This window comes from Aureimonas sp. AU12 (genome assembly GCF_001463705.1).
Classification (GTDB): Bacteria; Pseudomonadota; Alphaproteobacteria; order Rhizobiales; family Rhizobiaceae; genus Aureimonas.
The window spans coordinates 1-16669 of record NZ_BBWH01000024.1; the positions used below are offsets into that span (position 1 = coordinate 1).

The following is a 16669-nucleotide window of genomic DNA, read 5'->3' on the forward strand; positions in this document are numbered from 1 at the left end:
GCGGCGGGAGGACACCACCGCCAGTTCCGACATCGCAAAGAAGCCATTGAGAACGATGAGAAGAACGACGATGAAGAGGTTTGCGATCAGCATCCGGGGTCCGTGAGGATTCTGCGATCCTCCGTGTTTCGATTGACCGCAGTATAAGGGGCGGCCCCCCGGCGATCCAAGGCCGTGACCGGATTCTTTTCGCAATTGCGGTTTCAGAAGTTTCCCGAAGACGTCGGCAAACCCGTCGGCATCCCGAGACGAGGGGGCTCTCGAGCCTCGCCCGGCTCGCAACCGGTTCGAACCGCTCAGGGTTTGGGCTGGCGGTGCCGGTCGAAGAGCGACAGCATCTCGCTGATGTAGTCTGCCTGCATCGTCTGGGCGGTGCCGATCATGCCGGTGAAGGGATCGGTCGGCTTGGTTTCCGCCGGGGCGGCTCGCGGGGGTTCGGGGGGAGGCGCGGCGGGCGGCGCGAAGGCCGACATCATCGAGGTGAAGAACGCGAACGGGTCGCCGCCCGGCATGGCGCCGCCGCGCATCGAGGGGGCCGGCATCCACGGCAGGCCGCCGCGCAGGGCTTCCGCAAACAGCGAGGACATCGGCGCAGCGGCGCCCGCGCGCCCCCCGCCACCCGCGCCGGACGGACGGTTGAAGGCTTCCACCGCGTTGGCCGATCGCCGCAGCGCTTCCGCCATGCCCTGTCCGGCGCCGTCGGTCGGATAGCTGCCGGGTCCGGCCGCCATCATCTGCAGCATCGACTGGAAGGTGAGAGCGCCGAGCGCCGGCATCATCTTCTCGATCACGTCGGGCGCCTGGCCGGTCAGGAGCGAGGCCTGCCGGGCGATCGCCTGCAGGAGGTCGGCGCCGAACAGGCCGTTCATCACCGTGCGCCCGGCGCCGGGCGTCGGAAACGCCGCGCCGCCGACGGTCGCGGATTTCGTGAAGTCCGAGACGAGCGTCGTCCAAGCCGCGGGGTTGGCCATGGCGCGCTGCATGCCCAGCATGAAGGCCGGCACGAGCGCGTCGGTGGTGCGGCGCATTTCCTCGTGCGTCAGGCGGAACTGCGAGGCGATGCGCTCGGCGGCGGCGCCCGAATCGGCCGCGCTCAGCCAGTCGAAGAAATCGGTCATCGCCCCTCCGGACCCGGACGGCCGCGGGAAGCGCGGCACCGTTCGGCGTCCGGCGAGAATGGCCCGCCCGTGCGGCGCTGCCAAGCCACCGCGTGACACAAAGATGTCGGCCGCTCGGGGCCGGTATTCGGGTCAGTAGGCGAGGTGATCGAAGAGCGGCTCGATCCGGCGGTTCCAAGGGCCCTCGTAGAGCCGCAGCAGTTCCTCGGCCGCGGTAATGCCGCGGGCCGCGACGTCCTCGAGCGGCTGGAGGAAGATCGTCTCGTCCTCGCCCTCCGCGTTGAGGCGTGCGCGCCGGGCGAGGCCGCCCTTCGAGATCTCCAGCGTCGCACGGGCGAGATCGAGCACCGTGCCGGCCCGGAACGGGGTGGCGAGGCCGAGCCGCGGCACGTCGCGCCTCAAAACCGAGATTTCGTCGAAGCCGAAGTCGCGCGTCAGCGCCTCGGCTTCGTCGAGCGCGGTCTCGTCGTAGAGAAGGCCCGTCCAGTAGGCCGGCAGGGCGCAGATACCGCGCCATGGGCCGCCGTCGGCGCCGCGCATCTCGAGGAAGCGCTTGAGGCGCACGTCTGGAAAGAGCGTCGACAGGTGGTTCGCCCAGTCGCCCATCGTCGGCTCCGGGTCGGTCAGCTTGCCCTTGAGGGCACCGTCGAGGAACTGGCGGAAGGTGACGTCTGTGGCGTCGAAATAACGGCCCTCGCGCATGACGAAATACATGGGCACGTCGAGCGCCCATTCGACATAGTCGCGGTACCCGAAGCTCTCTTCGAAGGCGAAGGGCAGGAGGCCCGAGCGCTGGTTGTCGACGTCGGACCAGACGTCGGAACGCCAGGAGACGAGGCCGTTCGGCCGGCCTTCGGTGAAGGGCGAGTTGGCGAAGAAGGCCGAAGCCACGGCCTGCAGGCGCATGCCGATCTGCATCTTGCGGCGCATGTCGCGCTCGGACGAGAAGTCGAGATTGACCTGGATCGTCGAGGTGCGGAACATCATGTCGAGGCCGCGCGTGCCGACCTTCGGCATGTAGCGTGCCATGATCTCGTAGCGCGACTTCGGCATGACCGGCGTCTCGCCGAGGCGCCAGGTGGGGCTGGCGCCGATGCCGAGGAAGCGGATGCCGAGAGGGTCGGCGACGCGGCGCACGTCGGCCAGATGGGCGTTCGATTCGCGGCAGGTCTCGTGGATCGTCTCGAGCGGGGCGCCGGACAGTTCGAACTGGCCGCCGGGCTCCAGCGAGATCGCGCCCCCTCCGTGGGCGCCGGCCAGCCCGATGATGCGGCCGTCGTCAAGGATCTCCTCCCAGCCCGAGAGCGCCTGCATGCCGTCGAGCAGGGCGCGGATGCCGCGCTCCCCCTCGTAGGGCACGGGCGAGAGATCGGCGGCGTAGAAGCCGAACTTCTCGTGCTCGGTGCCGATGCGGAAGGCGTCCGCCGGCTTCTCGCCCTCGCCGATATGCTCCACCAGTTCGGCGACGCTGCGGATGGGTGTCAGGTCGGTCGTATCGCGCGCCATCGGGTGCTCCGGCCAGGATGCGGAAAACTGATCGCTCGCGCGGCCCGAGGGCGACGAAGCGCCCGGTGTCTGTCCGCTTTCAGGCGCGCGCGCAAGGGCTTTCGCGTGAACGGTGCGGTGCCGACCTCAAGCGCCAGTCCAGTCGCCAGCCGCCGCCTGCACGAGCGCCAGCGCGGCCACCGCCGCCGTGTCGGCGCGCAGGATGCGGGGCCCGAGCGACACCGCGCGCACGAAGGGAAGGCCGAGCAGGAGGGTGCGTTCGCTGGCCGCGAAGCCGCCTTCCGGGCCGATGAGCAGCGCCAGCGGGGCGCCGCGCAGCGGCGCGAGGACGGCGAGGGCGTCGCCGGCTCCCGCCCGTTCGTCGCAGAAGATCAACGTGCGCGAGGCGTCCCAGCCGGCCAGCATCGGCTCCAGCTTCACGATGTCGCGGCATTCCGGCACGGCGAGAATGCCGCACTGCTCGGCCGCCTCCACAGCGTTGGCGCCGGCCCGTTCGCGGTTGAAGCGCGGCGCCTGCCCATGCTGCATCTGCACGGGCTGCAGGAGGCCGGCGCCCATTTCCACCGCTTTCTGAACCATGTAGTCGAGCCGCGCCGATTTCAGCGGCGCGAAGCAGTAGTGGAGGTCGGGCAGCGGTGTCTGGTCGCGGGTTCGGCCCTGCGGCACGAGCCACAAGCGCTTGCGCCCCTCGCGGCGCAGCGCCGCGCGCCACTCGCCGTCGCGCCCGTTGAAGAGGAGGAGGCCGGCGCCCTCGTCCAGCCGCAGGACGTTGAGAAGATAGTTCGCCTGCGCCGGGCTCGCCTCGATCTCGGCGTTCGCCTCCAGCCGATGATCGAGGAAGAGCCGGGGTCCGGTGAAATCGTAGTCGGGCATCGGTTTCGCGCGTCCTCGCGGGGGATCGGGGTCGAACCATCGGCGCGGCGACCTCATTGCGAGCAACGAAGAACCGGCGCCGAATGGTTCTAGCGAGATCAACCGCGGTTTCCAGCGGGATCGGTGGACCATGCTCCCGGCGGCTTGGTGCTGGCGGTCGAGACCTGGGCGCGGCGCATCGCGGTGACGATTTCGCGCGGTTCGTGTTCACCGATCAGGCGGGTCAGGCGGGTCGCCGTCCAGAGCGAAGCGACGAAGAAAGCCGCGCCGCCCGCGAGATCGAGGAGGTGATGGCCTCCGTGCAGCAGGATCGCCGGAAGCATCGCGGCATTGAGGAGAAGCAGCGGCCAGCGCAGCCAGCGGATCGGCCAGGCGAATCGGACGCAGATGCAGGCGAGCACCGTGTGGAACGAGGGAAAGCCGATGAGGCCCGTCATCGTCTCCGGCGAGATGACTTCGGGGCCGAGGGTCACGAGGCGCAGCAGCGCGGCGCCTTCTCGGCCGTCGACGACGAGAGCGGCGGCGCGTTGGGCGGTCTCCGGCAGGGACAGGAAGGGGGCGACCCCGATCGAGGGAAAGAGGCCCCAGAACGCCACGGTGGCCAGACCCGAGACGACGATCGTCGCGACCATTAGGTCCGCCACCGCGAAACGCCGCGTCACGGCGAGAGCCAGGAGCACGGCGAGAATCTGGAGGAGCGTCGAGCGATAGACGGACCCGAGTGCCGACGAGAGAAGCGGGTGGGACGCGGCCCAGTCCACGAAGGCGGTCCAGTCGTAGCCGAGCGCCGCGTTGGTCGACAGGAGCCAGGGATCGATGAGCGGAACCGCCACCGGGAGCAGCAGATAGTTGTAGGTCGACAGGACCAGCGAGAACGCCAGCAACAGTCCGGCGGCCATGGTGAAGGACGCCAGGAACTCGTCCCGCCGCCACCAGCGGGCAATGGCGCCGGTCGTCAGGAAGAGCACCACCGGCAAGGCCTTGCCGCCGTAGGAGGGCAAGTCGACCGGCGCCTGATGAACCACCGCCATGGCGGCCGACAGCGCGCTCGTCGCGAGGATGGCGACGGCCGCCAGGCACTCGCCGGGGCGCAGGAAGATGTGGGAGAGCGTCATCGCGACACTCTCGGGCCACAGGCTCAATTTACCGTAAAGCCGCGGATCGATCGCGCCGCGTCGACGTCGGCCTCCCGATCGATCTCCTCGCAGGCAGGGCGTCTCGCCCGGCGATGCTTTCCATCGCCCGCCGGCTCGCGCTAGACTGATTCCAAGAACAAGAACGGGAGGCGGCCATGGGCATTTCGATGCCGAAGCCCAGTCGGGAGATTCTCGGTCGAAGGGCCGCGATCGTCGCGGCGCTGCGCGCGATCGTGCCGGGCGAGGGTGTGGTCGACGCGGTCAACGAGATGCGCGTCTTCGAGACCGATGCGCTGACGGCCTATCGCCAGCTGCCGCTCGTCGTGGTGCTGCCCGAGACGGTGCCGCAGGTCGCCGCGATCCTGCGCTACTGCCACGAGCACCGGGTGCCCGTGGTGCCGCGGGGGTCGGGCACCTCGCTGTCGGGCGGCTCGCTGCCGCTGGAGGACGGTGTCCTCCTCGTCCTCTCGCGCTTCAACCGCATTCTCGACGTCGATTTCGACAATCGCTGCGCCGTGGTGCAGCCGGGCGTCACCAATCTCGGCATCACCCGCGCCGTGGAACATGCCGGCTTCTACTATGCGCCCGATCCTTCCTCGCAGATCGCCTGCTCGATCGGCGGCAACATCGCCGAGAATTCCGGCGGCGTGCACTGCCTGAAATACGGCCTCACGACGAACAACGTTCTCGGCATCGAGTTCGTGACGATCGAGGGCGAGGTCATCCGCCTCGGCGGCAAGCATCTGGACGCGGAGGGCTACGACCTCCTCGGCCTGATGACGGGCTCCGAAGGGCTGCTCGGCGTCGTCACCGAGGTCACCGTGCGCATCCTCCAGGCCCCCGAGACGGCGCGCGCCGTGCTCATCGGCTTCCCGACCTCCGAACAGGCCGGCGAATGCGTCGCCGCGATCATCGCCAAGGGCATCATCCCCGGCGGCATGGAGATGATGGATCGGCCGGCGATCCACGCGGCGGAGGCCTTCGTCCATGCCGGCTATCCGCTGGATGTCGAGGCGCTGCTCATCGTCGAGCTCGACGGGCCCAAAGCGGAGGTCGACCACCTCCTCTCCGAGGTCGAGGCCATCGCCACCGCCAACGGTGCCACCACGGCGCGCGTCTCGCAGTCGAACGAGGAGCGCATGTCCTTCTGGGCCGGGCGCAAGGCGGCGTTTCCGGCGGTCGGGCGCATCTCGCCGGACTATCTCTGCATGGACGGCACCATCCCGCGCAAGGAACTGCCGCGGGTGCTCGCCGGCATGAAGGCCCTGTCGGAAAAATACGGTCTCGGCGTCGCCAACGTCTTCCATGCCGGAGACGGCAACCTGCATCCGCTCATCCTCTACGACGCCTCGAAGGACGACGAGCTGCAGCGCGCCGAAGATTTCGGCGCCGACATTCTGCGGCTTTGCGTCGCCGTCGGCGGCGTGCTGACGGGCGAGCATGGCGTCGGCATCGAGAAGCGCGACCTGATGCCGGAAATGTTCTCCGAGGACGACCTGAAGCACCAGATCCGGGTCAAATGCGCCTTCGACGACCGGCATCTTCTCAACCCCGGCAAGGTCTTTCCGATGCTGCACCGCTGCGCCGAACTCGGCAAGCTGCATGTCCACCAAGGCAAGCTTCCCTTCCCCGAACTGCCGCGGTTCTGATGTCCGTTTCTCCCCTGCTCGCGCTCACCGACGCGGTGATGACCCCCGATACGCCGGAGGCCCTGCGCGCCATCGTCGCCGAGGCGGTCGCCACCGGCGAACCCCTGGCTGTCGAGGGATCCGGCTCGAAGCGCGGCCTCGGCCGACCCGTGCAGGCGGCGCGCACCCTGTCGACAGCCGCGATGACCGGCGTCAACTTCTACGAGCCGGAGGAACTGGTGCTTTCGGCAAGGGCGGGCACGCCGATCGCCGAGATCGAAGCGTTGCTCGCGGCGCGCGGCCAGCGGCTCGACTTCGAGCCGATGGATTACGGGCCGTTGCACGGCCTGCCGGCGGGCCTCGGCACCATCGGCGGGGTGCTCTCCTGCAACCTTTCGGGCCCGCGCCGGCTGAAGCAGGGCGCGGCGCGAGACCATGTGCTGGGCCTCGCCGCCGTCTCGGGGCGGGCCGAGATCTTCAAAACCGGCGGGCGCGTGGTGAAGAACGTCACCGGCTACGACCTGTCGAAGGGACTGACCGGCGCCTACGGCACGCTCGCCGTCCTGACCGACGTCATCGTCAAGACCATGCCGCGCTCCGAGCGCGAGACGACGCTGGTGCTGCGCGGTCTCGACGACGCGGCCGCGGCCGGCGCGATGGCGGCGGCGATGGGCTCCTCGGCCGAGGTTTCGGGCGCGGCGCATCTGCCCTATGGCGTCGCGGCCCGGGTTGCCGAAGGCGCGCTCGGGCGCGAGGCGGCGACCGCGGTTCGCATCGACGGCTTCGGCCCCTCGGTCGAGGCACGCGCCGCTCATCTCGGCGGGGCGCTCGGCCGGGTCGCGCCGCTGGAGCGTCTGGAGGACGAGGCTTCCGCTGCATTGTGGCGCGACATTCGCGATGTTCGCCCCTTCGCGGACGGAACGGATCGTGCGGTCTGGCGCGTCTCGGTGGCGCCGACGCGGGGCCACGAGCTGGTCATGGCTTTGCGCATGCAGGCGGCGACCGATGCCTTCTACGACTGGCAGGGCGGCCTCGTCTGGCTGCGCATGGAAGGCGACCCCGAGGCCGACCTCGTCCGACGCCTCGTCGCCGCGCATGGCGGCGGCCACGCGACGCTGGTGCGCGCCGATCTCGCCACCCGCGCCGCGGTGTCGGTCTTCCACCCGCAGGCCCCGGCGCTCGCCGCGCTGGCCCGCCGCCTGAAGGACCAGTTCGACCCCAAGGGCATCCTCAACCCCGGGCGGATGGGATAGGATGACGTCTTTCCATGGAGGCAGTCCGATGAGCATGAGCGAGGACGAACTCTTCGATCAGAACCCCGACGTCGTCAGCGGCGCGCTGGTGTTTCGCGGCACGCGCGTTCCCGTCGACGCCTTGTTCGAAAATCTCGCAGGGGGATCGTCCCTGGACGAGATCCTGGAAAACTTTCCCTCGATCGGACGGGAGAGGGCGGAGGCCGCGATCCTGCTCGCGCGCCGCGGGTTGCGGTTGAAGGCTGCGTGACCCGAGCAATCCTCGATGAAGGCGTGCCGCGGATGCTGGCCGGTCTCCTGTCGAACCACGGCTCGGACGCCTCGCCTTTTCCGAACGAGTGGAAGCGGCTTTCGGATCGTGATGTGATCGCCGCGGCCGACATGACCGGCTTCGACGTTCCGATCACCTGCGATCGAAACATGCCGTTCCCGTGTGCGCTTCGAGATCGACGGATCGCCGTTCTCGTTCTGCCCTTTTCCAGGCTGGACGCGGTGCTGGGCAGCGTCGAAGCGATCTCTTCCCGCCTGCTTGCGCTGGAGGCGGGGCGCTATGCCTTGCTCGGCCGTGAGGGAAGTCTTCCTCTGCATCCACGCAAGCCTCTCGAAGGATCGTAAGGACGTTTCATGCAGACCGCCTTCAGCCCCGCCGCCCTTGCGAATGCCGACACGGCGCACACCGAGGGGATCATCCGCAAATGCGTGCATTGCGGCTTCTGCACGGCGACTTGCCCGACCTACGTGACGCTCGGCAACGAGCTCGATAGTCCGCGGGGGCGGATCTATCTCGTCAAGGACATGCTGGAGAACGACCGGCCGGCCGACGAGAAGGTGGTCAAGCACATCGACCGCTGCCTCTCGTGCCTCGCCTGCATGACGACGTGCCCCTCTGGCGTCAATTACATGCACCTCGTCGACCACGCCCGCGCCCATATCGAGAAGACCTACAGGCGCCCTTTCGCCGACCGGATGATCCGCCAGGTCCTGGCGATGACGCTGCCCTATCCCGCGCGCTTCCGGGCCAGCCTCGTGCTGGCCAAGCTCGCGCGGCCCTTCGCCGGACTGCTGGCCGGCGTGGCGCCGCTGAAGCCCCTGGCCGCGATGCTGAAGCTGGCGCCCTTGAGCGTGCCGGCGCGCTCCACGATCGACGAACCGGCGGTGCATCCGGCCGCCGGGACGGCGCGCGGCCGCGTAGCGCTGCTGCGCGGCTGCGCCCAGTCGGTGCTCGACCCCGGCATCAACGAGGCCACCGTTCGGCTGCTGACGCGGCTCGGCGTCGAGGTCGTGGTGCCGGAAGGGGAGGGGTGCTGCGGGGCGCTGACCCACCATATGGGCCGCGAGGCTGAGGCGCTCGATTTCGCGCGGACCAATGTCGATGTCTGGACGCGGGCCGCCGAGAAGGGCGGGCTGGACGCCATCGTGATCACCGCGTCGGGCTGCGGCACGACGATCAAGGATTACGGCCACATGCTGCGGCTCGACCCCGCCTATGCCGAGAAGGCGGCGCGGGTGTCCGCGCTGGCCAGGGACGTCACCGAGTTCCTCGCCGGCCTCGACCTGCCGCTGCCGGCGCATCCGGTGGATGCCGTGGTCGCCTATCACTCCGCCTGCTCGATGCAGCACGGGCAGAAGATCACGAAGGCGCCGAAGGTGCTGCTGGCGCAGGCCGGCTTCACGGTGCGCGACGTGCCCGAGGGGCACCTCTGCTGCGGCTCGGCGGGCACCTACAACATCCTGCAGCCCGAGATCTCCGCGCAGCTCCGCGATCGCAAGGTCAAGAACATTGAGAGCGTGGCGCCCGAGATCATCGCCACCGGCAATATCGGCTGCATGACGCAGATCGGCTCGGCGACGGGCATCCCCGTGGTCCACACGGTGGAACTTCTCGACTGGGCCTTCGGCGGGAAGAAACCGGCGAAACTGGCGAACTTCGAGGCGCGCGCCCTGCCCGTGGCCGCCGAGTAGGGCAGCCCCCGCGCCAACGAAAAAGGCCCGGCGCGAGCCGGGCCTTTTCATCAGCGGAGTTGAACGCGAGATCAGCCGCCGAAGATCGCCGACAGGATGTTCGGGCGGTTCGAGGCCTGACGCATCAGGCCGGTTTCGGCATAGACGGCGTCGCGGCTCTTGGCGCCCGGGCCGATGACGACGACCTTGGTGCCCGGCGTCACGCGCTCGTAGAGGTCGGTCACGTCCTGGTTCATCATGCGGATGCAGCCCGACGACATGTTGAGGCCGATCGTCCAGGGCTGGTTGGTGCCGTGGATGCGGAACATCGAGTCGCGACCGTCGCGGTAGAGATACATGGCGCGTGCGCCGAGCGGGTTCTCGGGCCCACCCGCCATGTAGGCCGGCAGGATGCGGCCCTTGGCGCGCTCGCGGCGCACCATCTCGGCCGGCGGCGTCCAGCCCGGCCATTCGGCCTTGCGGCCGACCTTCATCGTGCCGCCCCAGGCGAAGCCTTCCTTGCCGACGCCGACGCCGTAGCGCGTCGCCGCGCCGTTCGCCTCGACGAAGTAGAGGAACTTGCGGTCGGTATCGATGATGATCGTGCCCGGCTTCTCCTTCGTGGAGATGCGGACGGGCTGACGCATGAACTGCGGATCGACCTTGCGGGCGACCTGCGTCTGGCGCGTCATGCGCTGGGTCGACACGCTTGCCCGGTCGCTGCCGCTGACCCATTGGTTGCGGTTGTGGTCGTAGTACCGGGCCTCGGCGGAGGCCCCCTGCAGCGTCGTCATGCAGGCGAGGCCCGCGAGGAGCGCGAGGGTGAGATGCTGTCTCATCGGGCGGAGATCCTTGATGAAATTCGCTTGGCGGAAAGGTGGCGAAAGCGCGGTGATGTTGGAGATGAAGATGGCGCAGGGCTTATCGCAAGGCGATGCGTCCGCGCGCGAAATGCAACCCGTTGTTGCAATCACATCACAATGACGCGGGTGCCGACATCGGTGTGTTCGTAGAGGTCGACGACGTCCTCGTTGCGCATGCGGATGCAGCCGGAGGAGACGGACTGGCCGATGGTCCAGGGCGCGTTGGTGCCGTGGATCCGGTAAAGCGTCGAGCCGAGATAGAGGGCACGCGCGCCGAGCGGGTTCTCGACGCCGCCGGGCATATGCGCCGGCAGGACGCGACCCTTGGCGCGCTCGCGGACCCGCATCTCGGCGGGCGGCGTCCAGCCCGGCCATTCCGCCTTGCGGGAGATCCTGTGGCTGCCGGTCCAGCCGAAGCCTTCCTTGCCGACGCCGACGCCGTAGCGCATGGCCTGGCCGTCGGCCTCGACGCGGTAGAGGAACTTCGCCCGCGTATCGATGACGATCGTGCCCGGGGCATGCGCGCTGCGATAGGCCACCCGCTGCGGCAGGAACACCGGGTCCATCTCGTGGCGCGGCTGCGTGCTGCGAACGCCGGCGCGGGCGGCGGGCGCGGCCGGGGCGATGGCGGCTGAGGCAAATAGCGGCGTGCGGCGGGAGGCACGCGGACGCGGGGCGCGCTCGTCGCGTCGGCGCGGTTCACCGAAGAAGCCGAGGACCGGGCGCGGCTCCTCGCGATAGGAGCCGAGCGGCTCGATCGGCCCGCCATCGGCCGGCGCGATGCCGACGGGCACGTTGCCGTCGAAGACGACGCGGCCGGGCGGGTAGGGCCGGGCCACACGCTGGCGGGCATAGCCCGGGACGACGCCGCTGCCGGGCGAAAGCTGTTCGACCCAGGGGGCGGCGATCTCGGCGGGAACGGAGAGCGGCTGGCGGTCGCGCGCCCCGGCAGGAGCGGCGGCGAGAAGCGCCAGCGTGACGACTGTGAGCGGGAAGCGAAGACGCATCGAGGAAGCAACCTTGGCCGATGGCGCTGGAAAGCGCCGATTGCGGCTAGAATGGGCGCGAAGTCCCTTCGATTGGTGAATCGCAGGGGCTGTAGCCGCCCACTCCGTTCAACCTTTCCGATCAGGGTGAACGAAGCGTTGGGAGAAATGGTGAAGACCGCGTCAACGCGCTGGCCGACGCCCCGGCCGGCCCGCCCGATCCGTCAGCGCAGCCGCAGGCGCCGCTTCGTCTCGGCAAGGATCTTCGGCAGCAGCGGCTCGGCGGCCTTGCGGCTCATGCCCGGCTCGAGGCGGCGATCGTAGAGCATGTTGAGGATCAGCCGGTCGTAGCCGCCGAAGCTGGTGAGGAGCGATGTGTCGTTGAAGACGCTCTGCGCGGCGTCCGCATCGTCGTTCAGCGGGCCCAGGCCCTGCAGGAGTTCCTCGACGAGGCAGCGACGGAACAGCGCCTCGCCCTCGTCGGAGACGAGGATCGCGTCGGACCGCGAGATGCCGCCGCGCCCGTAGACGGAGCGCACGATGCAGTTGCCGGGCACCCGGTAGAACGGGTTGCGATAGATCTCGCGCCCGACCTTCTGGTAGTCGGCGCGGTCGACGACATGCACCACGAAGTTGGCGCTCTCCTCGCGCCCGGCCATGCCAGTATCGAGATGGGCGATCTGGCGGCCCATCTGGCGCACGAAGGCCCGGATGGCAGGTGCACGGTCGAGCTTGGCCTTGGACTCGATGCGAAAGCGCACGGGGACGGCGAACCGCTTGAGATAGCTGTCGTCGCTGAACGTTCCGCGCAGCTCGGCGCCGAAGATCACCGTCTCGAAACCATCGAGGATCTCCGCATCCTTGGGCAGGCGCTGCGACAGGGCCGGGGTCGCGAACAGGAGCGCGACGGCACTGAGGGCGCTTGCGACGGCGAGCCGGCGCGACCGATGCCCATGCGCTGGCCTTTCCGCTCCTGCGAATCGCATCCGCCCTCGAACCCCTCATGCCGCAACGGCCGATTTTGTGCGGTGCTTTCAAGGCCGGTGGCAAGCTCGAAACCGCCGCACGGCCGCCGCAATCGGTGCGGGCGCTTGCATCATGGCCTTTGCCGCGCGATCACGGATGCATGAGCACGGAAACGACGACCGCAGGCCTGCGCGAAGGCGAGGACGGACGGCTGCGCTGCGCCTGGGCCGGCGCGGACGCCGAATATGCCCGCTATCACGACACCGAATGGGGCCGGCCGAGCGCCGACGACGATCGCCTGTTCGAGAAGCTCTGCCTCGAAGGTTTCCAGGCCGGCCTGTCCTGGATCACGATCCTGCGCAAGCGCGAGGCGTTCCGCCGGCAGTTCGCGGGCTTCCGTATCGAGGCGGTGGCGGCGATGGGGGAGGCCGACGTCGAGCGCATCGTCCTCGATCCCGCCATCGTGCGCCATCGCGGCAAGATCGTCTCGGCGATGAACAATGCCCGCCGCGTCCTCCAGCTGCGGGAGGAGACCGGCGCCTCCTTCGCCGCCTTTCTCTGGAGCTTCGAGCCGCCGCCGGGCGAGCGCCCCGAACGGATGACATCCGAGTGGCTGCGCGCCAACCCGGTGACGCCGGCCTCCGCACGCCTGTCGAAGGAGCTGCGGCGGCGCGGCTTCTCCTTCGTCGGGCCGACCACGATGTACGCGCTTCTCCAGTCGATGGGCTTCGTCAACGATCACATGGACGGATGCTGCGTGCGAGGCGACTGCGAGGCGGCGCGGGCGGGGTTCGAAAGGCCGCGTTGACCGCGCCAAACTTGCTGCCGATGGGGTGATCGGCTAGGACGCGGGTCGAATTCCTTCCTTCGTCGAACGGCTCGCCGGCGCATCGCGCGGGTGGCTTCGACCTCGCAAACACAGGCAGTTCCATGGCCCCGAAGAAGCCCTCCCGCGTCAAGGCGCGCCAGCCGCGCGGCTTCGTGGATCGCACCAGCGCCGACCTCGCCGCGCAGGAGCGCATGCTCGGGATCATCCGCGGCGTCTACGAGCGCTACGGCTTCGAGCCGGTGGAGACGCCGCTGTTCGAATACACCGATGCGCTCGGCAAGTTCCTGCCCGACTCGGACCGCCCGAACGAGGGCGTCTTCTCGCTGCAGGACGACGACGAGGCGTGGCTGAGCCTTCGCTATGACCTGACCGCGCCGCTGGCGCGCTACGTGGCCGAGAATTTCGAGGACCTGCCGAAGCCCTATCGCTCCTATCGCGCCGGCTACGTCTTCCGCAACGAGAAGCCGGGGCCGGGGCGCTTCCGCCAGTTCATGCAGTTCGATGCCGACATCGTCGGCGCGCCCAACGTCTCCGCCGATGCCGAGATGGCGATGATGATGGCCGACACGATGGAGGCGCTCGGCATCCCGCGCGGCCAGTACGTGATCCGCGTCAACAATCGCAAGGTGCTGGACGGCATCCTCGACGCGATCGGCCTCGAAGGCGACGCGCCGCGCCGCCTGACGGTGCTGCGCGCGCTCGACAAGTTCGACAAGTTCGGCGTCGACGGCGTCCGGCTGCTGCTCGGCAAGGGCCGGCTCGACGAGAGCGGCGGCAAGGGCGATTTCACCAAGGGCGCCGAACTCGCCGACGAGGCGATCGAGCGGGTCGTGCGGATCTTCGAGGGCGTCGGTACGGGATCGCGCTCGGGCGAGGCGAGTCTGGCCGGCGTCGCGGAGGCCTTCGGCGGTCACGCGACGATCGACGACGGGCTGGCCGAACTCGCGGACATCCGGGCATCCGCCGTCGCGGCCGGGTATGGCGACGACCGGATCCTGATCGATCCCTCCGTCGTGCGCGGCCTCGAATACTACACCGGCCCCGTCTTCGAGGCCGAACTGCTGTTCGACGTCGTCAACGAGAAGGGCCAGAAGGTTCAGTTCGGCTCGGTCGGCGGCGGCGGGCGCTACGACGGGCTCGTCTCGCGCTTCATGTCGACGCCGGTGCCGGCCACCGGCTTCTCGATCGGCGTCTCGCGCCTGCAGACGGCGCTGAAGAACCTCGGCCGCCTCGATGCCACCGAGCGCTCCGGTCCGGTGGTCGTCACCGTCATGGATCGCGACCGCATGGCCGACTACCAGCGCATGGCGAGCGTGCTGCGCGATGGCCTCAACCCGCGCGACGAGAGCGGCGCCTATCTCGGCCCCGCCATTCCCGTCGAGGTCTTCCAGGGCAACCCCAAGCAGTTCGGCAAGCAACTGCAATATGCCGACCGCCGCAACGCGCCCGTGGTCGTCATCCAGGGCGGCGACGAGAAGCAGGCCGGGAAGGTGCAGGTCAAGGATCTCGTCGAGGGCAAGCGCATCGCCGACGGGATCGAGGACAATGCCGAGTGGCGCGAGGCTCGTGCCGGGCAGGAACTCGTTGATGTTGTGGATGCCGATGGAAACGAGGACTTAGGAAATCTCGTCGGGGCCGTGCGCGCCATTCTCGCCCGCCACGCCGCTGAGCGGGAGACCGCCGGTCGATGATCTCGCTCGACACGGCTGAGGTCTCGCCGGTCGACGCCGCGCTGGCGCGCCTGTTCCGCGCGTCCGGGGCCGTCACCGTCTCGACCCCGATCCTGCAGCGCGCCGAGCCCTATCTCGACACGGCCGGGGAGGATCTGCGCCGCCGCATCTTCCTGACGCGGGGCGAGGCCGGCGAGACGCTGTGCCTGCGACCGGACTTCACCATCCCCGTCTGCCTCGCGCATATCGCGGGCGGCGAAGGCCTGCCGCGCCGTTACGCCTATAACGGGCTCGTCTTCCGCCAGCGCCGCGATGCGGCCGCCGAGTTTCACCAGGCCGGTATCGAGAATCTCGGCGACACCGACCGCGCCGAGGCCGACGCCCGCACGCTGGCTGAGGCGCTGGACGGACTTGCCGCCTGCGGGCTCGGCGAGGACGTGCCGCTCGAGATCGTGCTCGGCGACCAGTCGCTGTTCGAGGCGTTTCTCGGCGCGATGGCGCTGCCCGCCGGCTGGCAGCGCCGGCTGGTGCGCACCTTCGGGCGCGACGACCTGCTGGACGCCGCGCTGCTGGCTTTGTCGCGCGAGGCCGAGGCGGATCGTCCGGGGGCAAGTGCCGAGGTGCAGGATCTCCTGCGCTCGGGCTCGGTCAACGCGCTGGCGAACCATGTCGAGGCGATGATGGAGACGGGCGGCCTGCCGCCGCATCGCGGCCGATCCCCGCGCGAGATCGCCGTGCGCCTGTTCGAGAAGGTGGAACTGGCGGAGACGCGGATGACGCCGGCCTCGCTGGCGCGCCTGCGCCGCTTCCTGGCGCTCGACTGTGCCTTGAGCGAGGCGCCTTCGGAACTTGCCGCCATCGAGGCCGATACCGGCATCGAGTTGGGCGACGCCCTCGACTTCTTCCGTGCCCGCAACGGCGCGCTGGCGGCAGCCGGCGTCGATCTCGCCCGGATCCGCTACCGCGCTGCCTTCGGGCGCGCCATCGACTATTACACCGGCCTCGTCTTCGAGGCGCGTCTGCCGGGCGCGGCGGAGCCGCTGGCGGGCGGCGGGCGTTATGACCGGCTGGTGGGCTATCTCGGCGCGGCCGCGCCGATCCCCGCCGTCGGCTTCTCGCTCTGGCTCGACCGGATCGCGGCCGCCGCTCGCGGAGACCCGGCATGACCCTGACGCTCGCCATTCCCTCCAAGGGCCGCCTGAAGGACCAGTGCGTCGCCTCGCTGGCGCGCGCCGGCATCACAGTGATCCCCTCCGACGACGCGCGCTCGTATCGCACGCGCGTCGAGGGTGCGGACGGGCTGGAGGTGCTGCTCCTCTCGGCCTCCGAGATCGCGCGGGAACTGCGCGACGGCGCCATCGACCTCGGCATCACCGGCGAGGATCTCCTGCGCGAGACCATGCCCGACTTCGACCGGCGCGCGCGCATCCTCGCCCGGCTCGGCTTCGGCCACGCCGACGTGGTGGTGGCGGTGCCCGACGCCTGGATCGACGTCGAGACGATGGAGGATCTCCACGACGTCGCCGCCGGCTTCCGGGCCGCCCATGGCCGGCGCCTGCGCATCGCCACCAAGTACTGGCGGCTGACGCAGGGGTTCTTCACCCGCGCGCATGGCATCCAGTCCTACCGCATCGTCGAAAGCCTCGGCGCCACCGAGGGCGCGCCCGCGGCGGGCTCGGCCGACATCATCGTCGACATCACCTCGACCGGCTCGACGCTGACCGCCAACCACCTGCGGATCCTCACCGACGGCACCATCCTGAAATCCGAGGCCTGCCTTGCGTTGGCTTTGAGCGACGAGCGCAGCGCCGCCGACGCCGCCGCGCTGGAGACCATCGTCGCCCGATTCTAACGGGACTTGCGGGCGCGCCGGCTGACAAGCCGGGCCCGGCTTGCGGAG

General features: G+C 69.5%; 16 protein-coding genes. 9 read left to right on the forward strand and 7 right to left on the reverse strand.

Features of this window, described 5'->3' with window-relative positions; translation table 11 throughout:
- Window positions 1-296 precede the first annotated feature (296 nt).
- From AUL33_RS09395 to AUL33_RS09410, 4 genes are all read right to left on the reverse strand, one after another.
- Window positions 297-1118 carry a hypothetical protein gene (locus AUL33_RS09395; protein ID WP_062206933.1) on the reverse strand — a complete coding sequence of 274 codons (822 nt, stop codon included), beginning with the start codon at window positions 1116-1118 and terminating at the stop codon, window positions 297-299.
- 132 nt (window positions 1119-1250) lie between these two features.
- Window positions 1251-2624, reverse strand: coding sequence for a glutamate--cysteine ligase (locus AUL33_RS09400; protein ID WP_062206935.1), 1374 nt, complete (start codon window positions 2622-2624; stop codon window positions 1251-1253).
- 126 nt (window positions 2625-2750) lie between these two features.
- Window positions 2751-3497, reverse strand: coding sequence for a 16S rRNA (uracil(1498)-N(3))-methyltransferase (locus AUL33_RS09405; protein WP_062206936.1), 747 nt, complete (start codon window positions 3495-3497; stop codon window positions 2751-2753).
- 98 nt (window positions 3498-3595) lie between these two features.
- Window positions 3596-4612, reverse strand: a complete 1017-nt coding sequence (locus AUL33_RS09410; protein WP_062206938.1) for a phosphatase PAP2 family protein — start codon at window positions 4610-4612, stop codon at window positions 3596-3598.
- Between the two features lie 176 nt (window positions 4613-4788).
- On the opposite strand from AUL33_RS09410, the gene AUL33_RS09415 reads away from it, so the two are divergent.
- Genes AUL33_RS09415 through glcF form a run of 5 tightly spaced genes read left to right on the forward strand, consistent with a single transcriptional unit; the run spans window position 4789 to window position 9476 of the window.
- The gene (locus tag AUL33_RS09415; RefSeq protein ID WP_062206940.1) at window positions 4789-6282 is read left to right on the forward strand and encodes an FAD-linked oxidase C-terminal domain-containing protein; all 1494 of its coding nucleotides are present in this window, start codon (window positions 4789-4791) and stop codon (window positions 6280-6282) included.
- A complete protein-coding gene (gene glcE / locus AUL33_RS09420) occupies window positions 6282-7514 on the forward strand; it encodes a glycolate oxidase subunit GlcE (protein ID WP_082652471.1) in 1233 nt (410 codons plus the stop codon). Before AUL33_RS09415 ends, glcE begins: the two co-directional genes overlap by 1 nt.
- Window positions 7515-7542: 28 nt before the next feature.
- Window positions 7543-7764, forward strand: a complete 222-nt coding sequence (locus AUL33_RS09425; protein ID WP_156419344.1) for a DUF433 domain-containing protein — start codon at window positions 7543-7545, stop codon at window positions 7762-7764.
- On the forward strand, window positions 7761-8129 hold the full coding sequence (locus AUL33_RS09430; RefSeq protein WP_156419345.1) for a hypothetical protein: 369 nt from the start codon (window positions 7761-7763) through the stop codon (window positions 8127-8129). Before AUL33_RS09425 ends, AUL33_RS09430 begins: the two co-directional genes overlap by 4 nt.
- Before the next feature lie 9 nt (window positions 8130-8138).
- On the forward strand, window positions 8139-9476 hold the full coding sequence (gene glcF, locus AUL33_RS09435; protein WP_062206943.1) for a glycolate oxidase subunit GlcF: 1338 nt from the start codon (window positions 8139-8141) through the stop codon (window positions 9474-9476).
- Window positions 9477-9547: 71 nt separating this feature from the next.
- On the opposite strand, the gene AUL33_RS09440 is transcribed toward glcF, so the two are convergent.
- From AUL33_RS09440 to AUL33_RS09450, 3 genes are all read right to left on the reverse strand, one after another.
- A complete protein-coding gene (locus AUL33_RS09440; RefSeq protein WP_062207225.1) occupies window positions 9548-10294 on the reverse strand; it encodes a L,D-transpeptidase in 747 nt (248 codons plus the stop codon).
- A 131-nt stretch (window positions 10295-10425) separates the two neighbouring features.
- The gene (locus AUL33_RS09445) at window positions 10426-11325 is read right to left on the reverse strand and encodes a L,D-transpeptidase (RefSeq protein WP_062206945.1); all 900 of its coding nucleotides are present in this window, start codon (window positions 11323-11325) and stop codon (window positions 10426-10428) included.
- A 203-nt stretch (window positions 11326-11528) separates the two neighbouring features.
- Window positions 11529-12290, reverse strand: coding sequence for a DUF2927 domain-containing protein (locus AUL33_RS09450; RefSeq protein ID WP_062206947.1), 762 nt, complete (start codon window positions 12288-12290; stop codon window positions 11529-11531).
- A gap of 140 nt (window positions 12291-12430) precedes the next feature.
- On the opposite strand from AUL33_RS09450, the gene AUL33_RS09455 reads away from it, so the two are divergent.
- From AUL33_RS09455 to hisG, 4 genes are all read left to right on the forward strand, one after another.
- On the forward strand, window positions 12431-13078 hold the full coding sequence (locus AUL33_RS09455) for a DNA-3-methyladenine glycosylase I (RefSeq protein WP_062206949.1): 648 nt from the start codon (window positions 12431-12433) through the stop codon (window positions 13076-13078).
- Between the two features lie 122 nt (window positions 13079-13200).
- Entirely contained in the window at window positions 13201-14790 is a 1590-nt protein-coding gene (gene hisS, locus AUL33_RS09460) for a histidine--tRNA ligase (RefSeq protein ID WP_062206951.1), read from the forward strand.
- Entirely contained in the window at window positions 14787-15935 is a 1149-nt protein-coding gene (locus AUL33_RS09465) for an ATP phosphoribosyltransferase regulatory subunit (RefSeq protein WP_062206953.1), read from the forward strand. Before hisS ends, AUL33_RS09465 begins: the two co-directional genes overlap by 4 nt.
- Complete coding sequence (gene hisG / locus AUL33_RS09470) at window positions 15932-16621, forward strand: ATP phosphoribosyltransferase (protein WP_062206955.1); 690 nt, start codon at window positions 15932-15934, stop codon at window positions 16619-16621. Before AUL33_RS09465 ends, hisG begins: the two co-directional genes overlap by 4 nt.
- The last annotated feature ends 48 nt before the right edge of the window (window positions 16622-16669 follow it).

Coding starts and splice junctions, on each gene's coding strand:
- AUL33_RS09395 (WP_062206933.1), bottom strand. CDS start 1,118: ATGACCGATTTCTTCGACTGGCTGAGCGCGGCCGATTCGGGCGCCGCC.
- AUL33_RS09400 (WP_062206935.1), bottom strand. CDS start 2,624: ATGGCGCGCGATACGACCGACCTGACACCCATCCGCAGCGTCGCCGAA.
- AUL33_RS09405 (WP_062206936.1), bottom strand. CDS start 3,497: ATGCCCGACTACGATTTCACCGGACCCCGGCTCTTCCTCGATCATCGG.
- AUL33_RS09410 (WP_062206938.1), bottom strand. CDS start 4,612: ATGACGCTCTCCCACATCTTCCTGCGCCCCGGCGAGTGCCTGGCGGCC.
- AUL33_RS09415 (WP_062206940.1), top strand. CDS start 4,789: ATGGGCATTTCGATGCCGAAGCCCAGTCGGGAGATTCTCGGTCGAAGG.
- glcE (WP_082652471.1), top strand. CDS start 6,282: ATGTCCGTTTCTCCCCTGCTCGCGCTCACCGACGCGGTGATGACCCCC.
- AUL33_RS09425 (WP_156419344.1), top strand. CDS start 7,543: ATGAGCATGAGCGAGGACGAACTCTTCGATCAGAACCCCGACGTCGTC.
- glcF (WP_062206943.1), top strand. CDS start 8,139: ATGCAGACCGCCTTCAGCCCCGCCGCCCTTGCGAATGCCGACACGGCG.
- AUL33_RS09440 (WP_062207225.1), bottom strand. CDS start 10,294: ATGAGACAGCATCTCACCCTCGCGCTCCTCGCGGGCCTCGCCTGCATG.
- AUL33_RS09445 (WP_062206945.1), bottom strand. CDS start 11,325: ATGCGTCTTCGCTTCCCGCTCACAGTCGTCACGCTGGCGCTTCTCGCC.
- AUL33_RS09450 (WP_062206947.1), bottom strand. CDS start 12,290: ATGCGATTCGCAGGAGCGGAAAGGCCAGCGCATGGGCATCGGTCGCGC.
- AUL33_RS09455 (WP_062206949.1), top strand. CDS start 12,431: ATGAGCACGGAAACGACGACCGCAGGCCTGCGCGAAGGCGAGGACGGA.
- hisS (WP_062206951.1), top strand. CDS start 13,201: ATGGCCCCGAAGAAGCCCTCCCGCGTCAAGGCGCGCCAGCCGCGCGGC.
- AUL33_RS09465 (WP_062206953.1), top strand. CDS start 14,787: ATGATCTCGCTCGACACGGCTGAGGTCTCGCCGGTCGACGCCGCGCTG.
- hisG (WP_062206955.1), top strand. CDS start 15,932: ATGACCCTGACGCTCGCCATTCCCTCCAAGGGCCGCCTGAAGGACCAG.